This window comes from Bradyrhizobium sp. CCBAU 11430 (genome assembly GCF_028128855.1).
GTDB lineage: Bacteria > Pseudomonadota > Alphaproteobacteria > Rhizobiales > Xanthobacteraceae > Bradyrhizobium > Bradyrhizobium ottawaense.
On sequence record NZ_LBJV01000067.1, the window covers coordinates 157,307 to 178,323 of the forward strand.

The window sequence follows — 21,017 nt, forward strand, 5'->3', positions numbered from 1 at the left end:
CCATGTCGCCCGTTCCGGCCAACACACTCACCGAGGCAACCACCGCGATCGAGGACGTCTCCTCGCGCATCGAGGACGTCTTTGCGCGCGTCGGTCAGGAACTCGGACGCGGCCACCTCATCTTCAAGGAGCTGAACCAGCGCTTAGCTACGCTCTCAGGTGAGCTTTCCGGCGCCGAGATCGAGGGCGCCGCAACGGCGCTGCAGGAGATCGCGGCGCGGCTGAGCGAGTTGGCGCAGGCGCTGCCGGCGGAGAGCGCGCTGCTGGAGACGATCGGCAAGAGCACGGCAGAGGCGTCCTCGCTACTCAAGCCGCTGTTCAAGCACATCGGGATGATCACCATCATCGCGCGCAGCGCGCGGATCGAGGCGGCCTCGCTCGATGGAGACCGCGAGGGCTTTCTCGCCTTCACCCAGGAAGCCTACGATCTCGGCAGGGCCGTGCAGCGCTCGATCGAAGGCTGCGCGCGGGACCAGCAGCGCCTGTCCGAAGCGGTTGCCACCGCCTCCGGCCGGCAGAAGGAGTTCGAGAGCCGGTATCGGGCCCAATTGGTGTCGGAGAGCGCCGAGCTCGGCGCGGCCTATTCGGGGTTACGCGACCAGCGCAGCAAGAGCAGCCATTTGGCCGACCGCGCCAGTGCCAGCACCAGGAAGATCGCCGAGGCGGTCGGCAGCGCGATCATCTCGCTGCAGGCGGGCGACAGCACGCGTCAGCGTCTCGAGCACGTGTCCCATGGCCTCGGCCTTGCGTCGGAATCCGCCTCGAGCCTCGTTCCTGAAACGGTACCGAGCGATGACGGCGTGGGTGCGATTTGCCGGTTGCAGGCGGCCCAGCTCAGGGATGCCCAGCGCGAGTTCGGCGGTGACGTCGGTCAGATCGTCGGCGCACTGACGGCCATCCTGCACGATGCTGGCAGCGTCGTCGGCCACGGCCGCACGCTGTTCGGCGGCGAGGAGGGCGGCTCGTCGTCGTTCCTGACGCGCATCAAGCAGACGCTGGCACACGCATCGACCCTGATCGCCACCTGCGAGAGTGCCGGCCGCTCGGTCGACGAGGCGCTCGCGATCGTCGAGGGCACGCTGACGAAATTTCGCCAGGCGATCGCCGGGCTTGCCGAAGCGACCGTCGACATCACGCTGATCGGAATGAATGCCGGCCTCAAGGCGAGCCATCTCGGCAGCCGCGGCAGCGCCTTCGTCGTCATCGCCAACGAGCTCAAGGCGACCGCCGACCAGGTCTCCGCGGGGGCGGGGCGCCTGAGGCCCGTGCTCGATGGTATCGAGCGCTCGGCCAATGAGCTGAAGGAGCTCCGCGTGCAGGGTGATCCCACCCAGCTTGCCAAGCTCGAGCCGCAAATCCTTCAGGCGCTGCGCGAGGTCGAGGCCGGCAATGAACGGCTCGGCAAGCTGATGAGCCGGCTCGTCGACGAAGGCGCGGAGTTCGAGAGGCTGATGAATTCGGCCCAGGGTCTGATGACCAGGCTCGGCGAAAGCTCCGCAGCCTTGCCTGCGGTCGCCGCGCGGCTCGAGACTGCGAGCGCGCAGCGGTTACAGCCTGAGCTGCAGGATCAGGCGATCCTCGACGATCTCTTCGCGCGCTACACGATGGAGCGTGAGCGGGACGTTCATCGCGAGTTCCTGCAAGCGCTGGGACTGGCATCGATCGCCGCCACGCGCCGGGTCGAGGCGGTCGAGACTGCGGATGACGGCATAGAATTGTTTTGATTGCGTCGCCGCGTGCTGCGGCGTCAATTTGACGGGTTGGCTTTGCAGGGCGTTAACCGTCGCGGAATACTCGCCGCGTCGGTCATTGTCGCGCCCCAGAGTTGGTTGCAAATACCAGTGAATTCTACGGCGGACATTTCCATGATGAGAGACGGCAAATATGCGGCCTGGTTCAGGACCCCGCGCGGCCAGGGTACGGGCATCGTGCATCTGGCGGACGGACGGATTTCCGGCAGCGACAGCTTCTTTACCTATGGCGGCTCCTATCAGTTCGGTGACGACCAGCGCTTCACGGCCGTCCTGACCACGCGGCGCTATGCCGAGGGGCCGCCGACCGTGTTCGGTCTGGACGAGGTCGAGGTCCGCCTCGCCGGCGTGTGCAGCGGTGCGATGGCGACCTGCTCCGGAACGGCCAGGGAAGCGCCCGACGTGATGTTCGAGGTGACGCTGATCTACAGCCAGGAGGATGCGCCGGCGACGGAGGCTCGAGGCGCCGTCGTGAAGCTCAATGACAAATTGCCCAAGGGCCTCGACAGCCGTTCGCGGCCGCGCCAATTTCCCGCGCCTTCCAGGCCTCCCGCATCTTAGTCTTGCGTTGACGCTATCGCAGCGAAGCGGGCTGCGACCGCGGCGCGGCAACGGTGCATTTAGGCGCAGAGATCTAGGATGAGGCGGCAATCAGGGACGGACGAGAACATGCCTCAGATCTGGATGACATACGACGAACTGGCGACACTCAGCGGCTGTACGCCGGCAGAAGCCAGAATGCGGGCCATCCATCTGTCGCTCGACCGTCGCAAGAGCCGCGACGGCGCAACGCGCGTCAAGCTTGACCTCGCGCTGACGGCCAGGTTCTTCGCGTCCGTTCGCGAGGCGGATTTCGATCTGGACGGCGCCATCGCCGCGCTCCAGAGCACGCACAGGCAGATGGCCGAACTCCTGGCCCCGACCGGGTTCCGCGAGCGCGGGGCAGCGTAGCCCGCTTCGCGCGATATCCTCGGACCGGCGGCGACAGCGACCCCGGTGGTATCTCCGATAGCCTTTGGCGAATCAGGCATAGACTCGTCTCCGGAATTTCAAGCCGGGGCCGGGGTTTCAACCGCATCGGGCCGTAGAGCCTGTAGGAGAATGCCATGAGGAAAGCCAAGTATCGGGTCGGCGTGACGCTGTTGGGAACGGTGATGCTCGGTGGGCTGCTGATCGTCACAACCGCGCCGTCACGTGCGGAGGTCGTCAAGCTGCAGGCCGACCTCAAGGGCAGCAATGAAGTGCCTCCGAACGGCTCGTCCGGTTCGGGCAAGGCCGAGGCCGCGTTCGACACCCAGACCAAAGTTCTGACCTATACGATTACGTTTGCCAATCTGACTGGTCCGGCGATGGGCGCCCATTTTCATGGCCCCAGTGATGCGGGCAAGAACGCCGGCATCGCTTTGCCCTTCAAGACGGTCCAAAGTCCTATCCAGGGCAGCGCCACGCTCACGGATGCCCAGGCGGCGGACCTGTTGGCCGGCAAATGGTACGCGAACATTCATACGGCCGCGAACCCAGGCGGCGAATTGCGCGGGCAGATGATGAAGTAGGGGGATGTCGCCCTAAAGCGCGATGCGATTAGGATGGATCGTCATCACGCTTTAGGTTGTTGCTTAAGCATGATCTTTCGGAAAACCGCTGCGCACTTTTCCGGATCATGCTTTGGCGCTGACGAATTTGTCAGCGCCGTGGGCCTCAGGCTGGCGGCCGAGGTAAGAAGGCCAGGATCGTCTGGGCGAGGATGACGCCGACGGTGCCTCCTGCCGCCTTCTGCAGCACGTCCAGGAAACCCGGATCACGATCGGGGGTCAGCGTTTGCAGGACTTCCAGTCCCATTGCGACTGCGATGACGAGCGAGCAGGCCAAAGCGAGCCGGCCGGGCAACAGGAAGGCCAGCAGGAAGCCCAACAGGCCATAGGCGCTGAAGCGCTCGATGACGACGATCCAGTAGGCCTCGTGATGCCCCATCAGCGCCGGCCGCCCCGCCAGCCTTGCCAAGGTGGCATAGGCGATGAGGGCAAGGCAGATTCCCGCGGCTGCGATGAGGTGATTTCGACGCATGGCCCACCATAGCGGCTCGAGGGCCATTCCGCTTCGAAAGACGAGAATATCGTTAAAGCGCCTCGTCGTTCTTCCGGGGCAAGGACTGCCCAAAACCTGGCCGCCATCGCCGGCCGGGAGGCCGTGCAGCGAAGATGGTCAGGCCACCAGGACGCCGCCGGCCGGCGCTGCGGATGCGGAGTGGCGGCGTGAATCGACCAACTCGCTGAATTTCGCATAGGGCAGCGGTGCGGCGACGAGATAGCCCTGTCCTTCCTCGACGCCGGAGGCGATCAGGGCGCGGCGCTGCTCCTCGGTCTCGATTCCTTCTGCTACGACCGTCATGCGGAAGTCCTTGGCCAGCGCGACCAACATCTCGACGATCGTCGTGGTCGATGCATCCACGGTGATGGTGTCGACGAAGAACTTGTCGATCTTGATCGTGTTGGCGCCGAGCCCCTTCAGCCGCGACAGACCGCTGTGACCCACGCCGACGTCGTCGATTGCGACGCGGAAGCCGTGGTCGCGCAATTCGGCCACGACGGTCGCGGCGTGCGCGAGATCGTCGAGCTCGTCGCGTTCGGTGACTTCAACCACGATCTGGCGTGCGGAGATTCTCGCCGCCAGGACCGTGCGACGCAGCGTCTCGACGAAGCCGGCACTCAGCAGGTGCTTGGGCACGACATTCACGGACATCTTGAAGGTCTTGTCCGCCTTCAGCACGCCCTGCAGGTCGGCGAGTGCCGATTTCAGGATCTGCCAGGTCATCACCTGGATGCGCCCGCTGGATTCGGCCAGCGGAATGAAGTTCATCGGCGGCACCACCGAGCCGTCCCGACGAACCCAGCGCGCCAGAATCTCGCAGCCCGTGATCCGGCCCGTCCTGAGGTCGAAGATGGGTTGGTAGTATGGTTTGAATTCGCCGGCCGCGAGGCCGCGATCGAGATCGGCGACCGGTCCTTCCATCCGGCGGCTGCGTGCCAGCAGGATGCCGAACAGTGCGCCAAGCCCAAGGGCCACCGCGAGCGCCGGCCAATAGGCCTCGCTGTTCCAGCTCGAAAGCACGGCGTGCTCGAGCCGGATCGTGGCGTGAAGCGGGAAGCGCGTGGAATGCCTGTCGAAGCTGATCGGCTCTGACAGGGGCCTGTCGGCGTCGAGCCGGAATTCGCCGAGCTTCTCGCCATTGCTCAAGGCGAGGATCACCTCGCTGTGTGCGCGCAGCTCGGCGGGCATGAGATCGAACAGGCCGGCGTTGATGCCGACGATGGCGACCAGCGCGGAGCTGCGATTGACGTCCCTGAGCACGCCCAATGCGTCGCCGCCGAACTGCTCCACGCGGAACAGCGAGAGCGTCTTGTCGTGCGAGGGCAGCATGTCGCGGCGATCCGCCCATCCCTTGTCGAACTCCAGCGTCTCGGAATAGGCCGAGCAGATCACCGATCCGTCCGGGTTGACGAGACGGACGTCCTTGATCGCCGAGCGCTGATAGACGTGGAGCCGGATGGCTTGCAGCGCTGCCGGTGCGCAGCTGGCAAGATCACGGTTGGCGAGTTCGTCGAGGCTGGCCGCGGCGAAATCGACCGCAAATTCGGAGCGGCGCAGAACGACCTCGGTCAGCTCGTTCAGTTGGTGCGCCTGCTGGTGGCGAATGACGCCGTCTGCCGCAAAATGGCCCGCCAGCCCGAACGCCATCGTGCTCGCAATAACGAGCGCCGCAAACGAGAGGTTCGGCCGCTGTAATCTCATCCGGTCCAGGCGGAAATCAGGAGAGGCTTCGTGACTGATCTTGGGAATTGATTTTGGGAATTGATTCTAGCCAGCGGGGGCTAAGATAGGGTTTAACGGGCGGACCGGTCCGGAAGGGCTACCGAGTGGTTGCCTGACTGATGGTCGCGCGGCCCGAGCATTGAAAGTTGAGCAGTATGATCAGGACGTTAAGCCTCCTCCTGTCGTTGGTCGTCGGAATCTCCGTGGCTTGGGCGCAGGGAACCAAAGACCAGCCATCGGGCAATCAGCCCACTACCCGCAGCGGCACGGCGACGAATTCCGGTTCGGACAGCATGGGTGGTGCTTTCAAGGGGACGGGGACACCCAACTACGGCACCAGCCCCGGGATGGGTTCCCAGAAGAAGACGCGCAACTAGGTCTGAATAGGCCGGGCGGACTGAAGGCAGGACGCTTGGTCGCGCTCATCGGGGGCGGGCGGAGACGGCCTCTGGATAAGCTCTGCCTGACCTGTCGGTGTGGGGGCGCGGCGGGATCACTGGCGACCCGCAGCCGAAGCACCACAAAAGCGATGTTAATCGCCAGCCAAATCAACATTGCGGAAATGGCAAAATGGACCACTGCCAGACCTCACTGCGAAGTCTGGATAACACCCAGTGATTGCTTTGGTTCCGTCCTGCATTGTGAAAAGCTGGACGGGTCCTCGACGAACTGTTTCCAAGACTAGCCCTTCTTCCCGGTCTTAGGCTTCAGCGAAAGACCAAGCCGCAATGCCATGCGCTTGATCGCATCAGGCGAGCGTCCGAGAACCTTCGCCGCCTCTTCCAGCGAAGCCGAAGACTTGGCCAGCTCCATGAGCCGGCGGTCTTCTTTGAACGACCAGGGCTTGCGCGCCATAACCGAAATCATCCTCTTGTCGACACAACGACAAAGCCGCCAAGCGACCCATGTTCGCTCGACGGCTTTGCTTGGGTGGGGCCGGGCTTGGGGGAGCCCGGTGCGAAGATGGATATGCGATCGGTGAGACTTCGCAACAAACAACGCGGATTAAGCTAACTGCTCAACCTTACCGCGATGAAATCGACGCGCGACGCTCCGTATAACCACGGTGTTTCGCTGGCGAATCCGATGCGCGCCTTCCGACGGTCGCTTTCAGCCGCGCCGGTCCAACGTTTGAAGCGCCAAATGAACGAGGGTTCATGGTGTCGGCCTGTCGAGTTCTGGTAAAAAGAACTGAGCCTCTTCTCCGCGCTCTGTGCCCTCGCGTGCCGACCAATCTTCAAGCATCACGTTGCACAAACTTCATCTTCGTCTGACAAAAGTTTCAGCGGTGACGATCTTGAAGTCGACACAACGAAAAGATGAAAATGAGCGCGGGAGGAACGTTCCGGCAAACGTGGGAACATTCCAATGTTAGCTGCCTTGGTTTTGATTTCGATTTTCGCCGCGGGCTTTGGCTGCGGCTATGGCGTACGGGCGTGGCGCTCGCGGAAGCGATCGGCACGATATCGTCTTTACGCACCCTATACCCCCGCCTCGATGGAAGCCGGTCGCACCCAGCGGCCATCATAACCGCAGGGCCGCGCGCGTGCTGCCCCATGGGCGTGGCGAAGTCGAAATAACCATGTGCGGTTAGGTTAATCTGTCGCCGTCCTTGAGGGCCCAGGAAAGGCAACCTAAGACGGATCAGTTCATTGCGAGTTCGGGTCCTCTATTTCCGGAGGGCGCGCGGGTAGGCGTAGATGACGTGGCTGATTGCGTTGCTGGGCGCGACGACTTGCGCTCTTATTTTGATTGCGTTTGTTTGTAGCTATGGCCGGCATCTGAGAGATCTTCCAGGTCCTTGGATCATGAGCGAGGGTCATTCAAATGATTGATCAACGGCACAACGCGCCGCGCAGATATTTTGTTGACGCGCAGGGGCATCGTGTTCTGATAGGCCTGTCGCTGGAGGAGACGGCGGAATTCGAGGCGCTGGATCTTGCACCGAAGGAAACGGTGCAAATCGTGGCCGAAGCCCGCGCAGGCACGGGAGCGGCCGCGGTTGACGACGTTCGGTGGCTCGAGCTCTATTCCAAGCACGAAGGAGCCTGGCGGGCCTGGATCGCACAAAGCCAGGCGGGGCGGACGCAGGATTTAGGCTTTGTTAACTATGCCTGACCGATGGTAGCAGCTTAGATCTCGAAAATGGGGATGGCCCACATGTTTCAGCTGTTCCTGAGAGCACGCGCGCACAACCTCCTCGGCTCCCGCCGTGAGGACAAGGGCTTCAAAGCCCGCTCCGCCGAGCGTGATGCGGAGACAGACCGCGCGAGGGTCGACGCCGTTATGGTCGCCATCGACACCGCGCTACGAGATGCGGAGAGGGAGCAGGTCGGCCTTAGTCGACGTGTCGATGACGCGCTGGCGCGAGCATCCGTCACCTTTGGAAACGGCACCGACGAGTACCTCGAGCGGGAGGCGCTCGACAATCATCACCAGGATCTCTTCGCGGCGGACATCTCCAATGGCCAGCGGCGGCTCAAGGAGCTGGCAAGCACCATTGCTCATTTGAAGTTCGTCAAGACCGCAATGCTCACGCGTTTTCCGAATTTCAAGCCGCCGCAGCTCAACAGCTAGTATTGGAGTTCTTGCTGCGCGCGCTCGGCCATCCTTCGAGACGCCCAGGGCAGACCGCGTGACAATTCGGCGCCGCTTTGCCGTTTGGCGCGTCGATCCTTTTTGCTATGGTCCCGGCAAGCATTCACGCTTCGAGGGAGCAGCAAGGTGCCGGTCAGGAATATGCGAAGGTTGGTTGGATTGGCATGCGTGTTGACGTTGGCTGCGCCGGCGACGGCGTCGGCCATCACTGCCGAAGTGGCGCGCGCATGCGAAGCGGCGGTGGCCAAGGCCTTTCCGCCCAGGCAAATCGGCAACCCGGCGGCCGGGAGTGCCAAGGGAACGGCCAAGGATCAGCGCGCATACTTCCAAAAATGCGTCGCGAACAACGGTAAGGTCGACGACGTGCCGGCGGAGGCGGCCAAGGACGGCAAGCCTAGTAAGTAGCGGCCGTCGATCTAACGCGGCGGCGGGCAGGGAGAATAGAACGCGCCGTTCGCCGCGTTGATGCGTTCGACGCATTGGTTGGGATCGGTGATCGTCCCGGCCACGGTGAAATCGTAGCCGATGCCTTTGACGACGACGATGTAGCGGCCCGGCGAAAGCGTGAAGCCGTCCTGCTCCGGTTGCAGCAACAGCATCCTCTGCTGATCCTCGACCGGCCCCACTTTGTAGGGGTAGGACATGCTGCGAATGACCCAGGAATCGCCCGCGCTGACTATGGCGGCCTTGCCGGAGGCATCGACGCCCATTGACCGGGACACCTTCGCGACGACTCGAACCTCGGTCACGCTTGCCTCAATGCTTCCGTCCGGCCTGAACACGATGAAGTTGACATCTCCGCTTGTCAGGGTCGTTGCACTCGGCGTGTTGATGGCCGCCGAGATCGCAACGCGGCGGTCTGGAATCTTCCCGGGGACCGGCTTCAGTTCCTGGAGTTGCCCCTCGTTCAGCGCGTAGACGCCGAAGGTCGTCGGCAAAGGCATGGAGGGGTGTGCAGGTGGCGCCGGCTCCTTTGCGCTGTCGGGCGATCGTTCGACACTCGCGCTCTCCGACGGGGTCGGGACGGGGGCCGGCCGGGGCTCGGGGCTGCCCGGCGCGCGCTCGGATGGCAGCACCAACTGTGACAGTGCGGCCACTTGCGTCCTCAAACGCGGCCAATAGATCACCGCGCTGCTGGCGCCGGCCATGAGCAGGAGAATGCCGGCCAGTCGAACCAGGAAAGTGAAGGCGCCGCTCCGCTTGGGCTGCGAAGCCACGGGACGGCGCGCGGCTTCCGCGTCCTTCGCAGCAGGCGGCGAAGCGGAAACGGGTGACGATATCGGAATAGGCGGGGGAGCGGGGGTCTGGACGGACGGGGGAACCGGAGCTGCGGTTGCCGCAATTTTTTGCGGCTCAGACGCGGCGCTACGCTCGAAGGAACGCTCGACCTCCTTGATGGCACGTTCGAGGACTTGCTGAAACTCGCGCGATTCCCGCGCGTCGGCATGCGTAAATTGCTCCATAAGCTTGACGCGCGCCAGCTCATAGACAATCTCCCGCATCTGCCGGGGATCGTCGGATACGGCGCGGATGCGGCTCGACAGGAGACGGATAAACCCGGCTTTGATCTGTTGCGCCGAGGGAGCGTTGGCTGCAGTTTCACCGGAGTCGGTCATCAAGGCCGATCAAGTAGCCCGGATAGGGCTATTTCGCTAGGTCTTTCCGCTTCAAACGTCTCGAGTTGAGCCGGTTTGGCTTCGATTGGCGGGTCCGCAAAGGCCTCGCGCGGTGTTCGAAGGTGCTTGCTTTTGGGCGAGAACCTGTGACATTTCGCCAAGCTCTTCTCTTTCTGGTGCTCGACCATGCGCGGCGTTCTAGCAGTCCTCACGGTTTTGACCTTCGTGGTTTCGCCTGCCGTTGCGCAAGGGACCAAGGATCAGGCCAACACCACGAGCTCGAGCATCATCACGACCCCCACGAAAAAGGCGCAGACCAATCAGGCTGCCTCGCGGCCGACCGCCGTTCGGAACCTTTCAGGCAGGCTGCCTGCTGGAAAGTCGGCCCAGGGTGTCTGGCGAGACGGCAAGCTGGTTGCCGTCCCCCGCTAAGGTTCACCCAACGAACCGTGAAGGAACGGTGATCGCCTCCCTGACGTTCATGCTCGGGAGATATCGTATGAAACGACCAGTTCTGATCGCAATTGCGTTGCTTGTGCCCGCCGCTGCCTGGGCCCAGGGCGTCAACGATCCTTCGACGCCCAACCGCAACGTGACCATTGTCAATCCGTCGCAGCCCGCGCCGCCCAACGCGACGCGTAACATCCCGAGCCGGATCGAGCCCCCTGTGACGAGGGGCGGCGGATACGCCCGACCCTATCACGGGAATAGAACCCGGGGCAGTGGCTCGAGCCGCCGTTAGTCGCGCTGAACACCGCCAAGACGCAGGGCCGGTTATTGCGGATTGACCTCGACCTCCAGTGTCGATGTCCCCGCAACCTGACGGTTCTTGCCCGAGATCAGCAGCGTGAACTTGTCGCTGCCGGGCGCCCCGGCTTCTGCCGAATAGCGGAAGCCGGACCCAACCACCGCCAATTGTCCCCGTGATGGCCCGCTCACGACCGATACCTTGAAGATCTGCATGTACGACCAGCGCAGGCCCTGGATGCACTCCGCGCCAGGCGCGATCGACATCGTCCATTTCACCGTATCGTGCGACAACGCGAACGGCGTCCGTTCCTTGATGCAGATGGGGCTCGCCTGCGCCGCGAGGCCAGACATGGCGGACGCCGCGAGGACAACACCTGACAGCAATACCGGCCTTGTACGCATTCTCGGCAACTCCACCAGCTTATGCCGAAATCTAACGGCGACGATTTAACGTGGTCTTGGAACGCAGCTGTTTGCCTTTGAGCCGCTCATCACACGTGGATCTCGGAAAGCGCGATCATCCGGTCGGCTCTCTCCAGATCCTGCCATCCTACCTCTGTTTTGCCCGACGGATCAAATCGGATTTCGGGAAAGGCGTAACTGATTGAAATGGTTGGCGCCGGCTACTGTGCATGGGGTTGTTTTCGACTTTTGATGGGACGGCGCAGCGTTCCTAAAATCTTGCAATTGGCAGCCGCATGAGCTGAAGTTGAGGGGGCCGCTGGATGCTGCTCGGCCCGCTTGGGAGTCATCGGAGTGCGATACATTCGCCGCAAGTCCACATCGGATCGCTGGATATCCGGGCGCGCGCCGGTTCAGGCGGCCGTGGCCGCCGCTGTCGGATTCGCCCTCTCTGCCTACCCGCTCTCATGTCGTGCTCAGACTGAGCCGGAGCCATCCATCAACGACTATCTTCCACCAAGCGAGCCGGAAGTGACGCGCGACGAATGGCGGCAGCGGATCGAGGACGCACGGCGCCGAGCCAAGGAAGCTTCGCGCGAGCGGCGGGAGCATCCCGAGCTCTACAAGCCGATTCCGGAAGATCCGGACCTTGTCGCGACCGAACGCCTTCTCCGCGACGATAGCCTGCAGCGAGGCGATATCGTCACGACCAAGAAGGGCATGTTCGTCTATCAGGGGCGATCCGACCAACCGCGTCGCGATCAGGACTTCGTGCCGGTCAACCCGAAATCGGTGCGCTGAAATTCAGTACCGCCGCAAGATCTCGTTGAATTTGGGATCGGTCACTTTCGTGGTGTCGAGCAGCAGCGCCTTGCCTTGCGGAGTTGCCTGCACATAGGCCGCGATCAGCAGCGGCTCGTAACGCGAGCGATTGGCAAGCGCTGCGCGGATGTCGGATTGCGCCAGCAGCTTGATCTCCTCGTCCGTTGCAGCCGCGCCCGAGGTCACGGTCCGGACGCGAGCGAAGGCGACGTCGATCGGCACCGATCCGGTCAAGTAGGACATCTTCACAGCCGGCGTCGCCGCTTCGCCAGCTTGCGCCTGCAGCGTGCCGAGCGTGAGCCAGAGCGCGGGCCTGATTGGTGATACTTTCAAGGCAGCGACGACGGCGCTTTGGGCGGCCTTGTTCTCGCTGGCCCGCCCGGCCGCATCGGTTGAAGGACGGTGAAGAACGTCAGCGGCCAGTGCCGCCGCGTAGTTCGCGAGCAGGTCCCCATCCAGCGAAACCGATGCCAAGACACCGCCGGCGGCCAGCTTGGCCTTCTCGGGCGGAATCTCGCCCGAGAACAAATCACTCGCGCGAAAGTTCGGTCGGACGAGATCGCCGTAGAATTCCATGCCGGCATGAAGCGCCAGCACGATCGCGGTGCAGATGCCGATGACGCGAAGCAGGAACATGCGGTTCATGATGAAATCGACGAGGCCTGTGAGGGCGAAGCGAGCACGGGATTGAAACGAGAGCAGGGCTCTTAAATTGCGAGCAGACTATCACCTTGGATCGTCAGCAGCGTCAAGTTTCCGGTCGCATAGGCGCCGGTGTCGATGTTGATGCGGTTCGGGCGAATATCGGGCACGCTGACCGGCGTGTGACCGTGGACGATATATTTGCCGAAGCGCTCCTCGGACGCCAGGAATTCCTCGCGGATCCAGAGCAGGTCCTCATCCTTCTGGCGCTCGAGCGGGACGCCAGGCTTGACGCCGGCATGGACGAAGAAGAAGTCGCCGCAGGTGAAGGACGAGGGCAATTGCTGCAGGAACGCCAGGTGCCCGGGCGGTAGTGCGCGCCTCAGTCCTTCGATCAGCTCGACCTGCTGCTCCGCGGACGGATTCATGGTCGGCGTGATGCCGTAGGAGACCAGCGTCAGGAGGCCGCCATAGTGGCGCCACTCCTGCAGGCGGGCCGGATCCTTGAGGACCTCGAGCAGGAAGATTTCGTGGTTGCCCTTGAGGCAAACCGTCTCGTGTGTTTTCGAGCGTTCGATCAACAGATCAAGAACGGCGCGCGAGTCCGGGCCGCGGTCGACGTAGTCGCCGAGAAAGACCTGGATGGCCCGTTCGGGGGCCGAGCGGGCCAAATCGACGTCGATGACGGTTAACAGCGATTGAAGCAGATCGGCGCGGCCGTGCACGTCGCCGATGGCATAGACGCGAACGCCGTCGGGAAGCCGAGGCTTGGTCTTCTTTCGAAAGCGTGAGGAAAGGCCCATCAGGTCGGTCGAATCGCTTCCAGCGTCACGAGCGGAACGTCGCGATGGCTCTTAGCAGAACAAGTCACACATCGGTATTCTTAATTGTTTCCGACCAAGGCGCCCGCATTTTGATTAAAGGATCGCGCGGCCTTTGAGCCGTATTTCAAGACGTCTCGCGTAGCGTCTCCCCAACAAGAACGGGGAGCGCGACATGCGCAAAGTTGTAAAGTTCCTGGCGGCCGTGGCCGCCATCGTCGTTGCTGCGGGGGTGCAGCAGCGCGCTGAAGCCGCCTTCGTCGGTGCGCCTTTGGGGCTGCGCGGGGCCATCCAGTACATCAAGTTCGACCAGCCGACGCTGGCGCCAATGGCGTTCACGCTGTTTTGCCTGAAGTACAAGGACGAGTGCAAGCCGCGGCCGCAGCACATCGTGTTCAGGGGCGGGCGCCTGAAGCTTACGGCGGAGCGGCTGGCGCAGATGCAAGAGGTCAACCAGAAGGTCAATACCGCCATCCGTCCCGAGGCCAATCTGGAAGGGCTGCGCGGCGAGAAGTGGCTGCTGCATCCGACCAGCGGCGACTGCAACGATTACGCTGTGACAAAACGCCACGAACTGATCGCCAAGGGCTTTCCGGCGCGCTCGGTGCTGCTCAGCGAGGTCGTGACCACCTGGGGCGAGCATCATCTCGTGGTCGTGGTTCGCACCTTCGCCGGCGATCTCGTGCTGGACAATCTCTCCGGCCACATTCTGCCGTGGTCGAAGAAGCCCTATCGCTGGGTCCGCATTCAGTCGCCCAAGAACCCGAACTATTGGGCCTCACTCGGCGATCGCGCGGTCTGATCACCCGCGCTCTATCGTGATCCGGATTGGCTGACGCTCTGCGACAGCCCCAGTCCCACGATCACTGCAAGGCACAGGATTGCTGCGGGCCGCAGCAATCCGGGCCCTGCGAAGCTCTGAACCAGCGCAAACAAAACACAGGCTGCGGCGGCCGCAGGGAAGAACGAGTCGCGTCCGCGCTGCAAGGCGCCGAAGAACAGGCGCAACAGCGCGATCGAGCTCACCGCCAGAGCGGCCGCCAGGCCGATCCATCCCGTGCCAGCAAAGACCGCCGTGGCTGTCGACGGCGCGGTCAAAGCGGCTCCGACATCGCTCTGGTAGATCCGGCCCACCGCAGCAAAGGTCCCGGCGCCCGCGCCGAACCAGCGCGTGTCGGTCAACATCCGCTCCAGCGCGGCCCGCGTTTCAGCCCCCACATCCGGGACGAGCCGCAAGAGGACCGGTCCGGAGCCCTTTTCGAACAGGAATGACAGGACGATCGCAGCCCCGATCAAGGCGGCGGCCGACAAGGCGCCCGCTGCGAGCGGTGATAGATCGAGCCTGCGAATGACGAGGATCAGCAGGATCAGCACAATGCCAAAGCTTGCTGCGATCGCGCTGTTCGTGCCCGACAGGCCGAACACCGCAAGCGCGCTTGCCAGTGTGCCCATAAGCCCGCAAAGGCCGATCGCCACCGAGCGAAGGACCGAGTGATGCGTCTCGGCCCGTTCGGCAGCGAGCTGCATCACCGCCAGATTGAGCATGAGACCGAGGCCGGCCATGGTTGCCGTGAGATCAGCGGGAACGGTCGCCGCAAGCGCCGGCGACAGCCGATGCAGGTCCAACATCAAGGCGGAGACCGCGGTTACGCCGCTCAGCACAAAGAGAACCAGCTCGGCACGGCTGCGGTTGCGGACCACCAGGATGGTGACGCCGAGCAACGAGATCGCCGCAAGCGCCAGCAGCAGCGCGCTGACGGTCAGGCCGATATCGGCCGTGATCGGTCCGAACGGCAGGCCACCTACGGCATCGTGCGTGCTGGCCCAGATCGGATGGGCAAAGCTCAGTGGAAGAGGGGCGAGTTGGGCCGCGATGGACAGCGGAATGGCGATCGGGATCCAGCGGCCCCAGGAGGTCGCGCGGACATAGTGGTCGTAATCGGCTTTTCGCGCGCTCGTGGTGGCCGCCAACAAGCTTAGCGCGGCGGCCATCGTCCCGAGATACGCACCGAACTTGGCGCCGGCGATTTCGAGAGCGGAAGCGGAGACGATGGAAACGATGAGGGCAAAATAAGCGAGGGACAAACGGCGCGCTCGAAGGGAATCCTGAAACGGTCAGGTCACCATACAAGCGAGCGGGTGGTTTTCAAACAAAGGCCTGCCTCGGTCCAACGCTTAAACCTTAAACCGTGAACCTTGGGCCATTTGCGCGCGGGCTCGTCGCGGCGTTGATCGGCGAGATCAGCGGGTGGCCTTGATCGGACGGCCGAAGACGCGGGCGGCACGTGCGGCGGCAAGGCCAAAGCGCGCCGCCGAGCCGAAGAGATAGCCGCCCTGAAGGGCGATGGCCGCGAGTGCCACGCCTTTGAGGCTCTCGAGCAACGTGAGATCGAGCATCAAGCCGACCGGGACGGCGGTGAGCACCATGACGAAGGTCAACGGCAGCAGGACCAGGACGCGAAAGCGTTGGCCCAGTACGGCACCTACGAGAAAGCTGAAAATCAAAAGCGCGGTCATCCGAAACACTCTCCGTGCTTCGGACCCTAGGTTCCCCACCCTAAAAAGACCCTTAAGCTGTATGGCTAAATTTGGCCTATTGGCTGCAATTTGCCAGCAGCGAATGATAGGCCTCCCGCAAGCCGTTCAGGGCCACCACGCCCTTGATCTCGCTGTCGCTTTCCCTGACCACCACCGACAGCGAGGCCGTCGTCTGCCACTTGCCGGCGGCAAAGGCCGAAACCTCGTCGGGCAGCAGCACCGCGGCGCCTGCGGCCGCCATGCTGGCGTCAAAGGTCAGGGTACCGCCGCCGCTCGCGGCGATGGTGACCTTGGGGTGGCTCCGCGGCGGGAACGGCCGGATCAGGGCCACCAGCACGTCGATCTTGCCCTTTGGCGCACAGCGGACGATGAGGCCGGCAAAGTCCGCGTCGGATTGGGTGGTATCCGCGGTCTTCGTGATGGCCGCGAAGCTTTCGCCATCCTTGCCCCCTTGCGTGCGGCTGAACTTCCAGACGGAGGAGGGGGCGGGGGCGGCCACCTCGACAATGGGTGCGCCCTGGCACGAGGACCGCGCGCTGCCAGCGCAGGAGGTAGCAGAGCCCCAGGGGCGATCAGCCGCGCCAAGGAGGGAGCCTGCCAACAGCGGGACAAGAAGGAGGCCAGACAATGGGAGTTCCTATCCTTAACGGCCCAGACTTAGCAGAGCGGCGAGAGGTCAAGAAGCCTCGCGCTCGACACACGGAGCCCTTGAGTTGGGCGGTTTGCTCGCCGACCGGGCACACGAAATACAACAAATGGTCACAAAGGGTTAAACCAAGCCCCAAAGAGTGGCCCGCACGCAACAGTAGCCGACCGATCGCTCCATTAACCACCGGGAACCCTTGTCGCACCACCCCCTAGGCCGTACCAATCAGGGCTAATTGGGGTCTCTTGGGGCGCGCGATTCATGCATTCCTTTGCCAAGTCTTATTTATTCAAGCCAGCGCTCCTGATGGCCGCTTTGGCGCTCGGAGCGTGCTCGACCAATCCCGGCTCGGGTCCGCTGACGGACGACGTCAACAACAAGATTCAGACTGAAAACGCTCCCGCTTACGAGCTGGTGCCGCTCAATCCGGCCACGGTGAAGATCCTGCACACCCATGAGCCCAAGGGGCTCGCGGGGGCGTTCACGGACAAGCGGCCGCCGGCCAGCATCGTATTCGGCATCGGCGACGTCGTCAGCGTCACTATCTTTGAAGCCGCGGCAGGCGGTCTGTTCATTCCGGCGGAAGCCGGCGTCCGCCCGGGCAACTATGTGACGATCCCGGATCAGTCGGTCGACAATGACGGCTTCATCACGGTGCCCTATGCCGGCCAGATCAAGGCCGCGGGGCTTACGGCGGTGCAAATCCAGCGCGCGATCATCGACAAGATCGGCAACCGCGCCATCGAGCCGCAGGCGGTCGTCGCGATGTCCTCGCAGCGCACCCAGCTCATCAGCGTGCTCGGCGAAGTCAATTCGCCGGCGCGTTATCCCGCGAGCGCGGCGGGCGCAAAGGACAAGGTGCTCGATGCGATCACCCGCGCCGGCGGCATCAAGGGCCAGGGCTTCGAGACCTGGGTCATGCTGGAGCGTGGCGGACGGCGGGCCACCGTGCCGTTCGAAAATCTCGTGATGGCGCCCGAGAACAACGTCTATGTTCGCCCCGACGACAGCATCTACGTCTATCGCGAGCAGCAGAAGTTCCTGGCGTTCGGCGCCAGCGGCCAGAGTGGCGAGTTCAACTTCGATGCCTGGCGCATCAACCTCGGCGAAGCCATGGGCAAGGCTGGCGGTCTTCTCGATGGCCAAGCCGATCCGGCCGCCGTGTACATGTATCGCCGCGAGCCGCGCGAGGTTGCGGCCCAGCTCGGTATCGACGTGAGCAAGTACACTTCCGAGACCGTTCCGGTCATCTTCAACGTGAACCTCCGCGATCCCGGCGGCTTCTTCCTTACCACCAAGGTCATGATGAAGAACGGCGACGTGATCTACGTCTCGAACTCCCGCAACGTCGAAGTTACGAAATTCCTGCAGTTCCTGCGCGTGATCATGGCCACCGGCTCGGATGCGGTGAATCTCTCCAACGACGCCCTGATCTTCCGCAACAACGTCAAGCTGGCGCCGTAAAGGCCGACTTGATCGACCAGAAGCGATGGCACCGGGGCTTTGTCCCGGTGCCATTTTCGTTTAGCAAGCGGTTCTGCTGCGGCTACCAATTCGGGATTGGGTCAAAGCGCCACTGGGCACGGTGCGCCGGTCATCGGGCACCCCGCATTGTTGCAAGGGGCTTCATGCGCTTTCGGACACTTTGCCGTCTTTTGGCTCTCGTCCCCGTCGGCTTCGGGCTTGCACCGCTCGGGCAGGCTCTCGGCGCTGCTGCAGAGCTAGGCGTCCGCCACCGCATCGACGTGATGGTCTCCGCGGAGCCTGACGCTCCTGTCTTGTCGCGCCTCAAGGGAGCCAAGGGCGAGCTGTCGTTCACGGTCCGGCTGTCGGCGAACTCCAAGGAGAGCAAGTTCTTCGGAATGCTGCGCCCGTCCTTCCCGGATATCGTTGTCCCCGATGGTGCGGGAAAGCCGCTGGTCCAGCAGACCAAGCTATGGGAGGAGGAGGTCTGTCATCAGCGCCGCGGCCTGCCCAAAGTCACGGTGACGCAGCTCGGCGGGCATTTCGGCGAGGGGGAGGGGCGGATCGAGATTTCCGCCATCAACCGGCACATCGGCGTCCTGGTCCCGCCCGACGAATTAACCCCTGGAATAAAACTCGATCCGGGCAGTGATAGCTTTGGAGTATTCTTGGCATTCCGGGCGCAGACCCGGAACAGCCGCCTCAACGTGGATCTGAAGATCTATCCGATCGATTGCTTCCTCTAAGCCCAAGAGCAAGGCTCGCCTCAAGAAAGCACGATGCGCCTTTGGCCTCCCAATATCAGCTGGTTCAGGATTCGTTGGTCATTGAGCCTGCCCGCGACCTTCATCCTGTTCTTTGTGGTGGCCGGCGCGCCGTTTCCGTTCGGCTCGACCAATGATCTGTCGATCGCATTCTGGTGCCTGTGCCTCGGGGTAGCGGTGATCGTCGCGCCGACGCGCGATCTGCGTCGGCCGCATCTTTCGTTGCTCGCCGGCATCGGCGTGATCGTTGCGGCTTACGCCTTCGTGCTGCACGAGCAGCTCTCCGACCATCCCTGGATTGCGCCATTCCAGCCGATCTGGAAGCAGGCCGCGGATCTGCTGGGCGTGCCGATCGCCCCGTCTGCTTCCATCGTGAAGAACGAGGCGTTCTTCGCGCTCGGCGCGCCGCTCGCCAACATCCTCGCGATCGTCCTCGGCATCACTGTCGGAGCGAACCGCGACCGCGCCCGCCGCATGTTGTGGGTGATCGCGATCTCCGGTGCGGCCTACGCCCTCTACGGCGTGCTCTCGTTCCTGATCGAGCCCACCATGATCCTGTGGCGGGACAAGACGGCGTATCTTGGCAGCGTCACCGGCACCTTCATCAACCGCAACACGGCGGCGGCCTATTTCGGCTCCTGCGCGGTGATCTGGATGCTGCTGATCCTGGAGGACGTCCGCCGCCGGCTCCCTGAGCGGCACATCGAATGGAAACGCCTGTCGCTCGATGTGCGGACGATCCCGCCAAAAGAGATCCTGCCGCAGCTTGGCTGCCTGCTGATCTGCCTGATGGCGATGTTCATGACGACCTCGCGTGCCGGCGTCGGCCTGTCGCTGCTCGCGATGATCGTCTCGTTCACGCTCTTCCTCCGAAAAGACCTGCCGCCGCGCACCGGCATCTGGATCTCGCTGGGCTCGGGCCTCACCGTCGCGCTCGGCCTCTTGCAGCTGCTCGGCGGCCGCGTCTCCAGCCGCTTCGACAGCCAGGGCCTGGTCGACGAAGGCCGCATCGAGGCCTGGAAATCGACGCTGCGGATCATCGGCGACAATCCCTGGTTCGGCACCGGCATGGGCACCTTCCAATGGGCCTTTCCGCCGTATCGCAGCCCCAACATCTCGATTCGCGGCGTTTGGGACGCCGCGCATTCGACGCCGCTGGAGCTTGCCTCCGAGGTGGGCATTCCGATGGCGCTGCTGGTGGCGCTCGGCTGGGCCATCATGCTGCTCGTCCTGGCCAGGGGCGTGTTCGGACGCCGGCGCGATGCCATCATCCCGCTGGCGGCGGTGGCGACCGCGACGCTGTCGCTGCTGCATTCGTGCCTCGACTTCACGCTGCAGGTGCCGGGCTACAGCATTCCATTCTTTGCGCTTTTCGGCGCGGGCCTGGCGCAGTCTTTCCGCACCAAGGAGGGCCGGGCGATGGCGGAGGCGGGCGCTACCACCCGGCGAGGCGAGGGCCATCCGACAACCGCTGGCGCAGCCCGGAGCCCGGCGCCTCAGCTTCATAAAAGTGTCTAGATTTGAAGCAGTTGCGTCGTTTACGAAGTCTTTAGAATAAGTGGACAGCTGTTTTCTCTTCGGTTAGGTTCCGCACTGCACAGCCATTCGCCCGGGCCGAGGAAGCACATCGGGGCAGCTGATTTTTTGGAGGTTGATTTATGAGCGTTATCAAGATTGCGCTTCGCATGGCTGCCGCCGCGGCCCTCGCCGCGACGATCTCGTCGGCCGCCAGCGCCGCCGTCTACCCGCCGCAGCGCCAGCTGCCGGCCACCGTCATTTCCGACTTCAAGGCTTCCCCCAACAGCCTGCTGCAGCAATATCCGACAGGCGGCCCGCAGCTGATCTCGCGCGTGCGCGACCTCGGCGCCTCCGATCCGACCACGCTTCCCGGCCTGATCGCGCTGTTGAAGGATCCCGCGACCACCAAGGACCAGATGCGCGCGATCGTCGGCGGCCTCGCCCAAATCGCCCGCATGGCGGCACAGTCCGACCAGGCCTTCGCCAATGAGATCCAGGCCGCGATCGCAAACACCGGCAACGCCGACGTGATCGCCGCCTACCAGGCCGCGACCGGCGACGTCGCGATCGCCGCAACCGGCGGCGGCGCGGGCGGCGGTGGCTCCGGCGCGGGTGGGCCGACCGGCAATCCCGGCAACACCGGTGGTGCTAACAACGGTGCGCCGAGCTTCGGTGGGTTCCATTATGCGAACACCGTCTCGCCGAATTCCAGCGCGGGTACTGCTGGGATTACCAACGCATCCGGCAACGTCAGTCCGCGCTGACACCCAGGCCTCACAATCGGCCATGCAACCTTTTGAAAGCGGCGCCAGCGGGCGCCGCTTTGCTTTTGCGCCGTTAAGCTTCCTGCAAAATGTCGCGTAAACGGCGCTGTG

At 63.4% G+C, this 21,017-nt stretch carries 23 protein-coding genes; 13 read left to right on the top strand and 10 right to left on the bottom strand.

The window, feature by feature from the left end:
- Positions 1-2 precede the first annotated feature (2 nt).
- From XI04_RS26895 to XI04_RS26910, 4 genes are all read left to right on the top strand, one after another.
- Positions 3-1,724 (top strand): chemotaxis protein, encoded by a 1,722-nt coding sequence (locus XI04_RS26895; protein WP_271623805.1) that lies wholly within the window; start codon positions 3-5, stop codon positions 1,722-1,724.
- Between the two features lie 141 nt (positions 1,725-1,865).
- Positions 1,866-2,312, top strand: coding sequence for a hypothetical protein (locus tag XI04_RS26900; protein ID WP_028142308.1), 447 nt, complete (start codon positions 1,866-1,868; stop codon positions 2,310-2,312).
- A gap of 108 nt (positions 2,313-2,420) precedes the next feature.
- On the top strand, positions 2,421-2,702 hold the full coding sequence (locus XI04_RS26905; protein ID WP_028142309.1) for a hypothetical protein: 282 nt from the start codon (positions 2,421-2,423) through the stop codon (positions 2,700-2,702).
- 155 nt (positions 2,703-2,857) lie between these two features.
- The gene (locus XI04_RS26910; protein ID WP_038949582.1) at positions 2,858-3,304 is read left to right on the top strand and encodes a CHRD domain-containing protein; all 447 of its coding nucleotides are present in this window, start codon (positions 2,858-2,860) and stop codon (positions 3,302-3,304) included.
- Between the two features lie 145 nt (positions 3,305-3,449).
- Here the strand turns inward: XI04_RS26910 and XI04_RS26915 are convergent, their stop codons facing one another.
- The 3 genes from XI04_RS26915 to XI04_RS26925 form a co-directional block, all read right to left on the bottom strand.
- Positions 3,450-3,815, bottom strand: coding sequence for an antibiotic resistance protein VanZ (locus XI04_RS26915; RefSeq protein WP_018317055.1), 366 nt, complete (start codon positions 3,813-3,815; stop codon positions 3,450-3,452).
- A gap of 138 nt (positions 3,816-3,953) precedes the next feature.
- On the bottom strand, positions 3,954-5,540 hold the full coding sequence (locus XI04_RS26920; RefSeq protein WP_038973353.1) for an EAL domain-containing protein: 1,587 nt from the start codon (positions 5,538-5,540) through the stop codon (positions 3,954-3,956).
- A gap of 702 nt (positions 5,541-6,242) precedes the next feature.
- A complete protein-coding gene (locus tag XI04_RS26925; protein ID WP_162832246.1) occupies positions 6,243-6,416 on the bottom strand; it encodes a hypothetical protein in 174 nt (57 codons plus the stop codon).
- Between the two features lie 972 nt (positions 6,417-7,388).
- Between XI04_RS26925 and XI04_RS26930 the strand changes: the two genes are divergently transcribed.
- From XI04_RS26930 to XI04_RS26940, 3 genes are all read left to right on the top strand, one after another.
- On the top strand, positions 7,389-7,679 hold the full coding sequence (locus XI04_RS26930) for a hypothetical protein (protein ID WP_271608438.1): 291 nt from the start codon (positions 7,389-7,391) through the stop codon (positions 7,677-7,679).
- 42 nt (positions 7,680-7,721) lie between these two features.
- The gene (locus XI04_RS26935; RefSeq protein WP_028142314.1) at positions 7,722-8,138 is read left to right on the top strand and encodes a hypothetical protein; all 417 of its coding nucleotides are present in this window, start codon (positions 7,722-7,724) and stop codon (positions 8,136-8,138) included.
- A 189-nt stretch (positions 8,139-8,327) separates the two neighbouring features.
- The gene (locus XI04_RS26940) at positions 8,328-8,564 is read left to right on the top strand and encodes a hypothetical protein (protein WP_240536527.1); all 237 of its coding nucleotides are present in this window, start codon (positions 8,328-8,330) and stop codon (positions 8,562-8,564) included.
- An 11-nt stretch (positions 8,565-8,575) separates the two neighbouring features.
- Here XI04_RS26940 and XI04_RS26945 read toward each other — a convergent pair whose 3' ends face one another.
- A complete protein-coding gene (locus XI04_RS26945) occupies positions 8,576-9,775 on the bottom strand; it encodes a hypothetical protein (protein ID WP_028142316.1) in 1,200 nt (399 codons plus the stop codon).
- A 774-nt stretch (positions 9,776-10,549) separates the two neighbouring features.
- On the bottom strand, positions 10,550-10,876 hold the full coding sequence (locus XI04_RS26950) for an Ig-like domain-containing protein (RefSeq protein WP_244625840.1): 327 nt from the start codon (positions 10,874-10,876) through the stop codon (positions 10,550-10,552).
- A 405-nt stretch (positions 10,877-11,281) separates the two neighbouring features.
- Here XI04_RS26950 and XI04_RS26955 point away from each other — a divergent pair, with 405 nt between their 5' ends.
- Complete coding sequence (locus tag XI04_RS26955) at positions 11,282-11,728, top strand: hypothetical protein (protein WP_244439147.1); 447 nt, start codon at positions 11,282-11,284, stop codon at positions 11,726-11,728.
- A 3-nt stretch (positions 11,729-11,731) separates the two neighbouring features.
- Here XI04_RS26955 and XI04_RS26960 read toward each other — a convergent pair whose 3' ends face one another.
- Together XI04_RS26960 and XI04_RS26965 are read right to left on the bottom strand one after the other, a co-directional pair.
- On the bottom strand, positions 11,732-12,394 hold the full coding sequence (locus tag XI04_RS26960; protein ID WP_038973343.1) for a hypothetical protein: 663 nt from the start codon (positions 12,392-12,394) through the stop codon (positions 11,732-11,734).
- A 62-nt stretch (positions 12,395-12,456) separates the two neighbouring features.
- Positions 12,457-13,194, bottom strand: a complete 738-nt coding sequence (locus XI04_RS26965; protein WP_271623806.1) for a metallophosphoesterase family protein — start codon at positions 13,192-13,194, stop codon at positions 12,457-12,459.
- 193 nt (positions 13,195-13,387) lie between these two features.
- Between XI04_RS26965 and XI04_RS26970 the strand changes: the two genes are divergently transcribed.
- Positions 13,388-14,014 carry a transglutaminase-like cysteine peptidase gene (locus XI04_RS26970; protein ID WP_038949591.1) on the top strand — a complete coding sequence of 209 codons (627 nt, stop codon included), beginning with the start codon at positions 13,388-13,390 and terminating at the stop codon, positions 14,012-14,014.
- 11 nt (positions 14,015-14,025) lie between these two features.
- On the opposite strand, the gene XI04_RS26975 is transcribed toward XI04_RS26970, so the two are convergent.
- The 3 genes from XI04_RS26975 to XI04_RS26985 form a co-directional block, all read right to left on the bottom strand.
- Positions 14,026-15,297 (bottom strand): hypothetical protein, encoded by a 1,272-nt coding sequence (locus XI04_RS26975; protein WP_038949592.1) that lies wholly within the window; start codon positions 15,295-15,297, stop codon positions 14,026-14,028.
- A gap of 156 nt (positions 15,298-15,453) precedes the next feature.
- Positions 15,454-15,729, bottom strand: a complete 276-nt coding sequence (locus tag XI04_RS26980) for a hypothetical protein (protein WP_038949593.1) — start codon at positions 15,727-15,729, stop codon at positions 15,454-15,456.
- A gap of 76 nt (positions 15,730-15,805) precedes the next feature.
- Complete coding sequence (locus XI04_RS26985) at positions 15,806-16,249, bottom strand: hypothetical protein (protein WP_244439146.1); 444 nt, start codon at positions 16,247-16,249, stop codon at positions 15,806-15,808.
- Positions 16,250-16,657: 408 nt separating this feature from the next.
- Here XI04_RS26985 and XI04_RS26990 point away from each other — a divergent pair, with 408 nt between their 5' ends.
- The 4 genes from XI04_RS26990 (at position 16,658) to XI04_RS27005 (ending at position 20,906) form a co-directional block, all read left to right on the top strand.
- Positions 16,658-17,860 (top strand): polysaccharide biosynthesis/export family protein, encoded by a 1,203-nt coding sequence (locus tag XI04_RS26990; protein ID WP_028142326.1) that lies wholly within the window; start codon positions 16,658-16,660, stop codon positions 17,858-17,860.
- An 8-nt stretch (positions 17,861-17,868) separates the two neighbouring features.
- The gene (locus XI04_RS26995; protein WP_271623807.1) at positions 17,869-18,606 is read left to right on the top strand and encodes a hypothetical protein; all 738 of its coding nucleotides are present in this window, start codon (positions 17,869-17,871) and stop codon (positions 18,604-18,606) included.
- 81 nt (positions 18,607-18,687) lie between these two features.
- A complete protein-coding gene (locus XI04_RS27000) occupies positions 18,688-20,142 on the top strand; it encodes an O-antigen ligase family protein (protein ID WP_240536521.1) in 1,455 nt (484 codons plus the stop codon).
- 140 nt (positions 20,143-20,282) lie between these two features.
- On the top strand, positions 20,283-20,906 hold the full coding sequence (locus tag XI04_RS27005; protein WP_271623808.1) for a hypothetical protein: 624 nt from the start codon (positions 20,283-20,285) through the stop codon (positions 20,904-20,906).
- Positions 20,907-21,017: the final 111 nt, after the last annotated feature.

Coding starts and splice junctions, on each gene's coding strand:
- XI04_RS26895 (WP_271623805.1), top strand. CDS start 3: ATGTCGCCCGTTCCGGCCAACACACTCACCGAGGCAACCACCGCGATC.
- XI04_RS26900 (WP_028142308.1), top strand. CDS start 1,866: ATGATGAGAGACGGCAAATATGCGGCCTGGTTCAGGACCCCGCGCGGC.
- XI04_RS26905 (WP_028142309.1), top strand. CDS start 2,421: ATGCCTCAGATCTGGATGACATACGACGAACTGGCGACACTCAGCGGC.
- XI04_RS26910 (WP_038949582.1), top strand. CDS start 2,858: ATGAGGAAAGCCAAGTATCGGGTCGGCGTGACGCTGTTGGGAACGGTG.
- XI04_RS26915 (WP_018317055.1), bottom strand. CDS start 3,815: ATGCGTCGAAATCACCTCATCGCAGCCGCGGGAATCTGCCTTGCCCTC.
- XI04_RS26920 (WP_038973353.1), bottom strand. CDS start 5,540: ATGAGATTACAGCGGCCGAACCTCTCGTTTGCGGCGCTCGTTATTGCG.
- XI04_RS26925 (WP_162832246.1), bottom strand. CDS start 6,416: ATGGCGCGCAAGCCCTGGTCGTTCAAAGAAGACCGCCGGCTCATGGAG.
- XI04_RS26930 (WP_271608438.1), top strand. CDS start 7,389: ATGATTGATCAACGGCACAACGCGCCGCGCAGATATTTTGTTGACGCG.
- XI04_RS26935 (WP_028142314.1), top strand. CDS start 7,722: ATGTTTCAGCTGTTCCTGAGAGCACGCGCGCACAACCTCCTCGGCTCC.
- XI04_RS26945 (WP_028142316.1), bottom strand. CDS start 9,775: ATGACCGACTCCGGTGAAACTGCAGCCAACGCTCCCTCGGCGCAACAG.
- XI04_RS26950 (WP_244625840.1), bottom strand. CDS start 10,876: ATGTCTGGCCTCGCGGCGCAGGCGAGCCCCATCTGCATCAAGGAACGG.
- XI04_RS26960 (WP_038973343.1), bottom strand. CDS start 12,394: ATGAACCGCATGTTCCTGCTTCGCGTCATCGGCATCTGCACCGCGATC.
- XI04_RS26965 (WP_271623806.1), bottom strand. CDS start 13,194: ATGGGCCTTTCCTCACGCTTTCGAAAGAAGACCAAGCCTCGGCTTCCC.
- XI04_RS26970 (WP_038949591.1), top strand. CDS start 13,388: ATGCGCAAAGTTGTAAAGTTCCTGGCGGCCGTGGCCGCCATCGTCGTT.
- XI04_RS26980 (WP_038949593.1), bottom strand. CDS start 15,729: ATGACCGCGCTTTTGATTTTCAGCTTTCTCGTAGGTGCCGTACTGGGC.
- XI04_RS26990 (WP_028142326.1), top strand. CDS start 16,658: ATGCATTCCTTTGCCAAGTCTTATTTATTCAAGCCAGCGCTCCTGATG.
- XI04_RS27005 (WP_271623808.1), top strand. CDS start 20,283: ATGAGCGTTATCAAGATTGCGCTTCGCATGGCTGCCGCCGCGGCCCTC.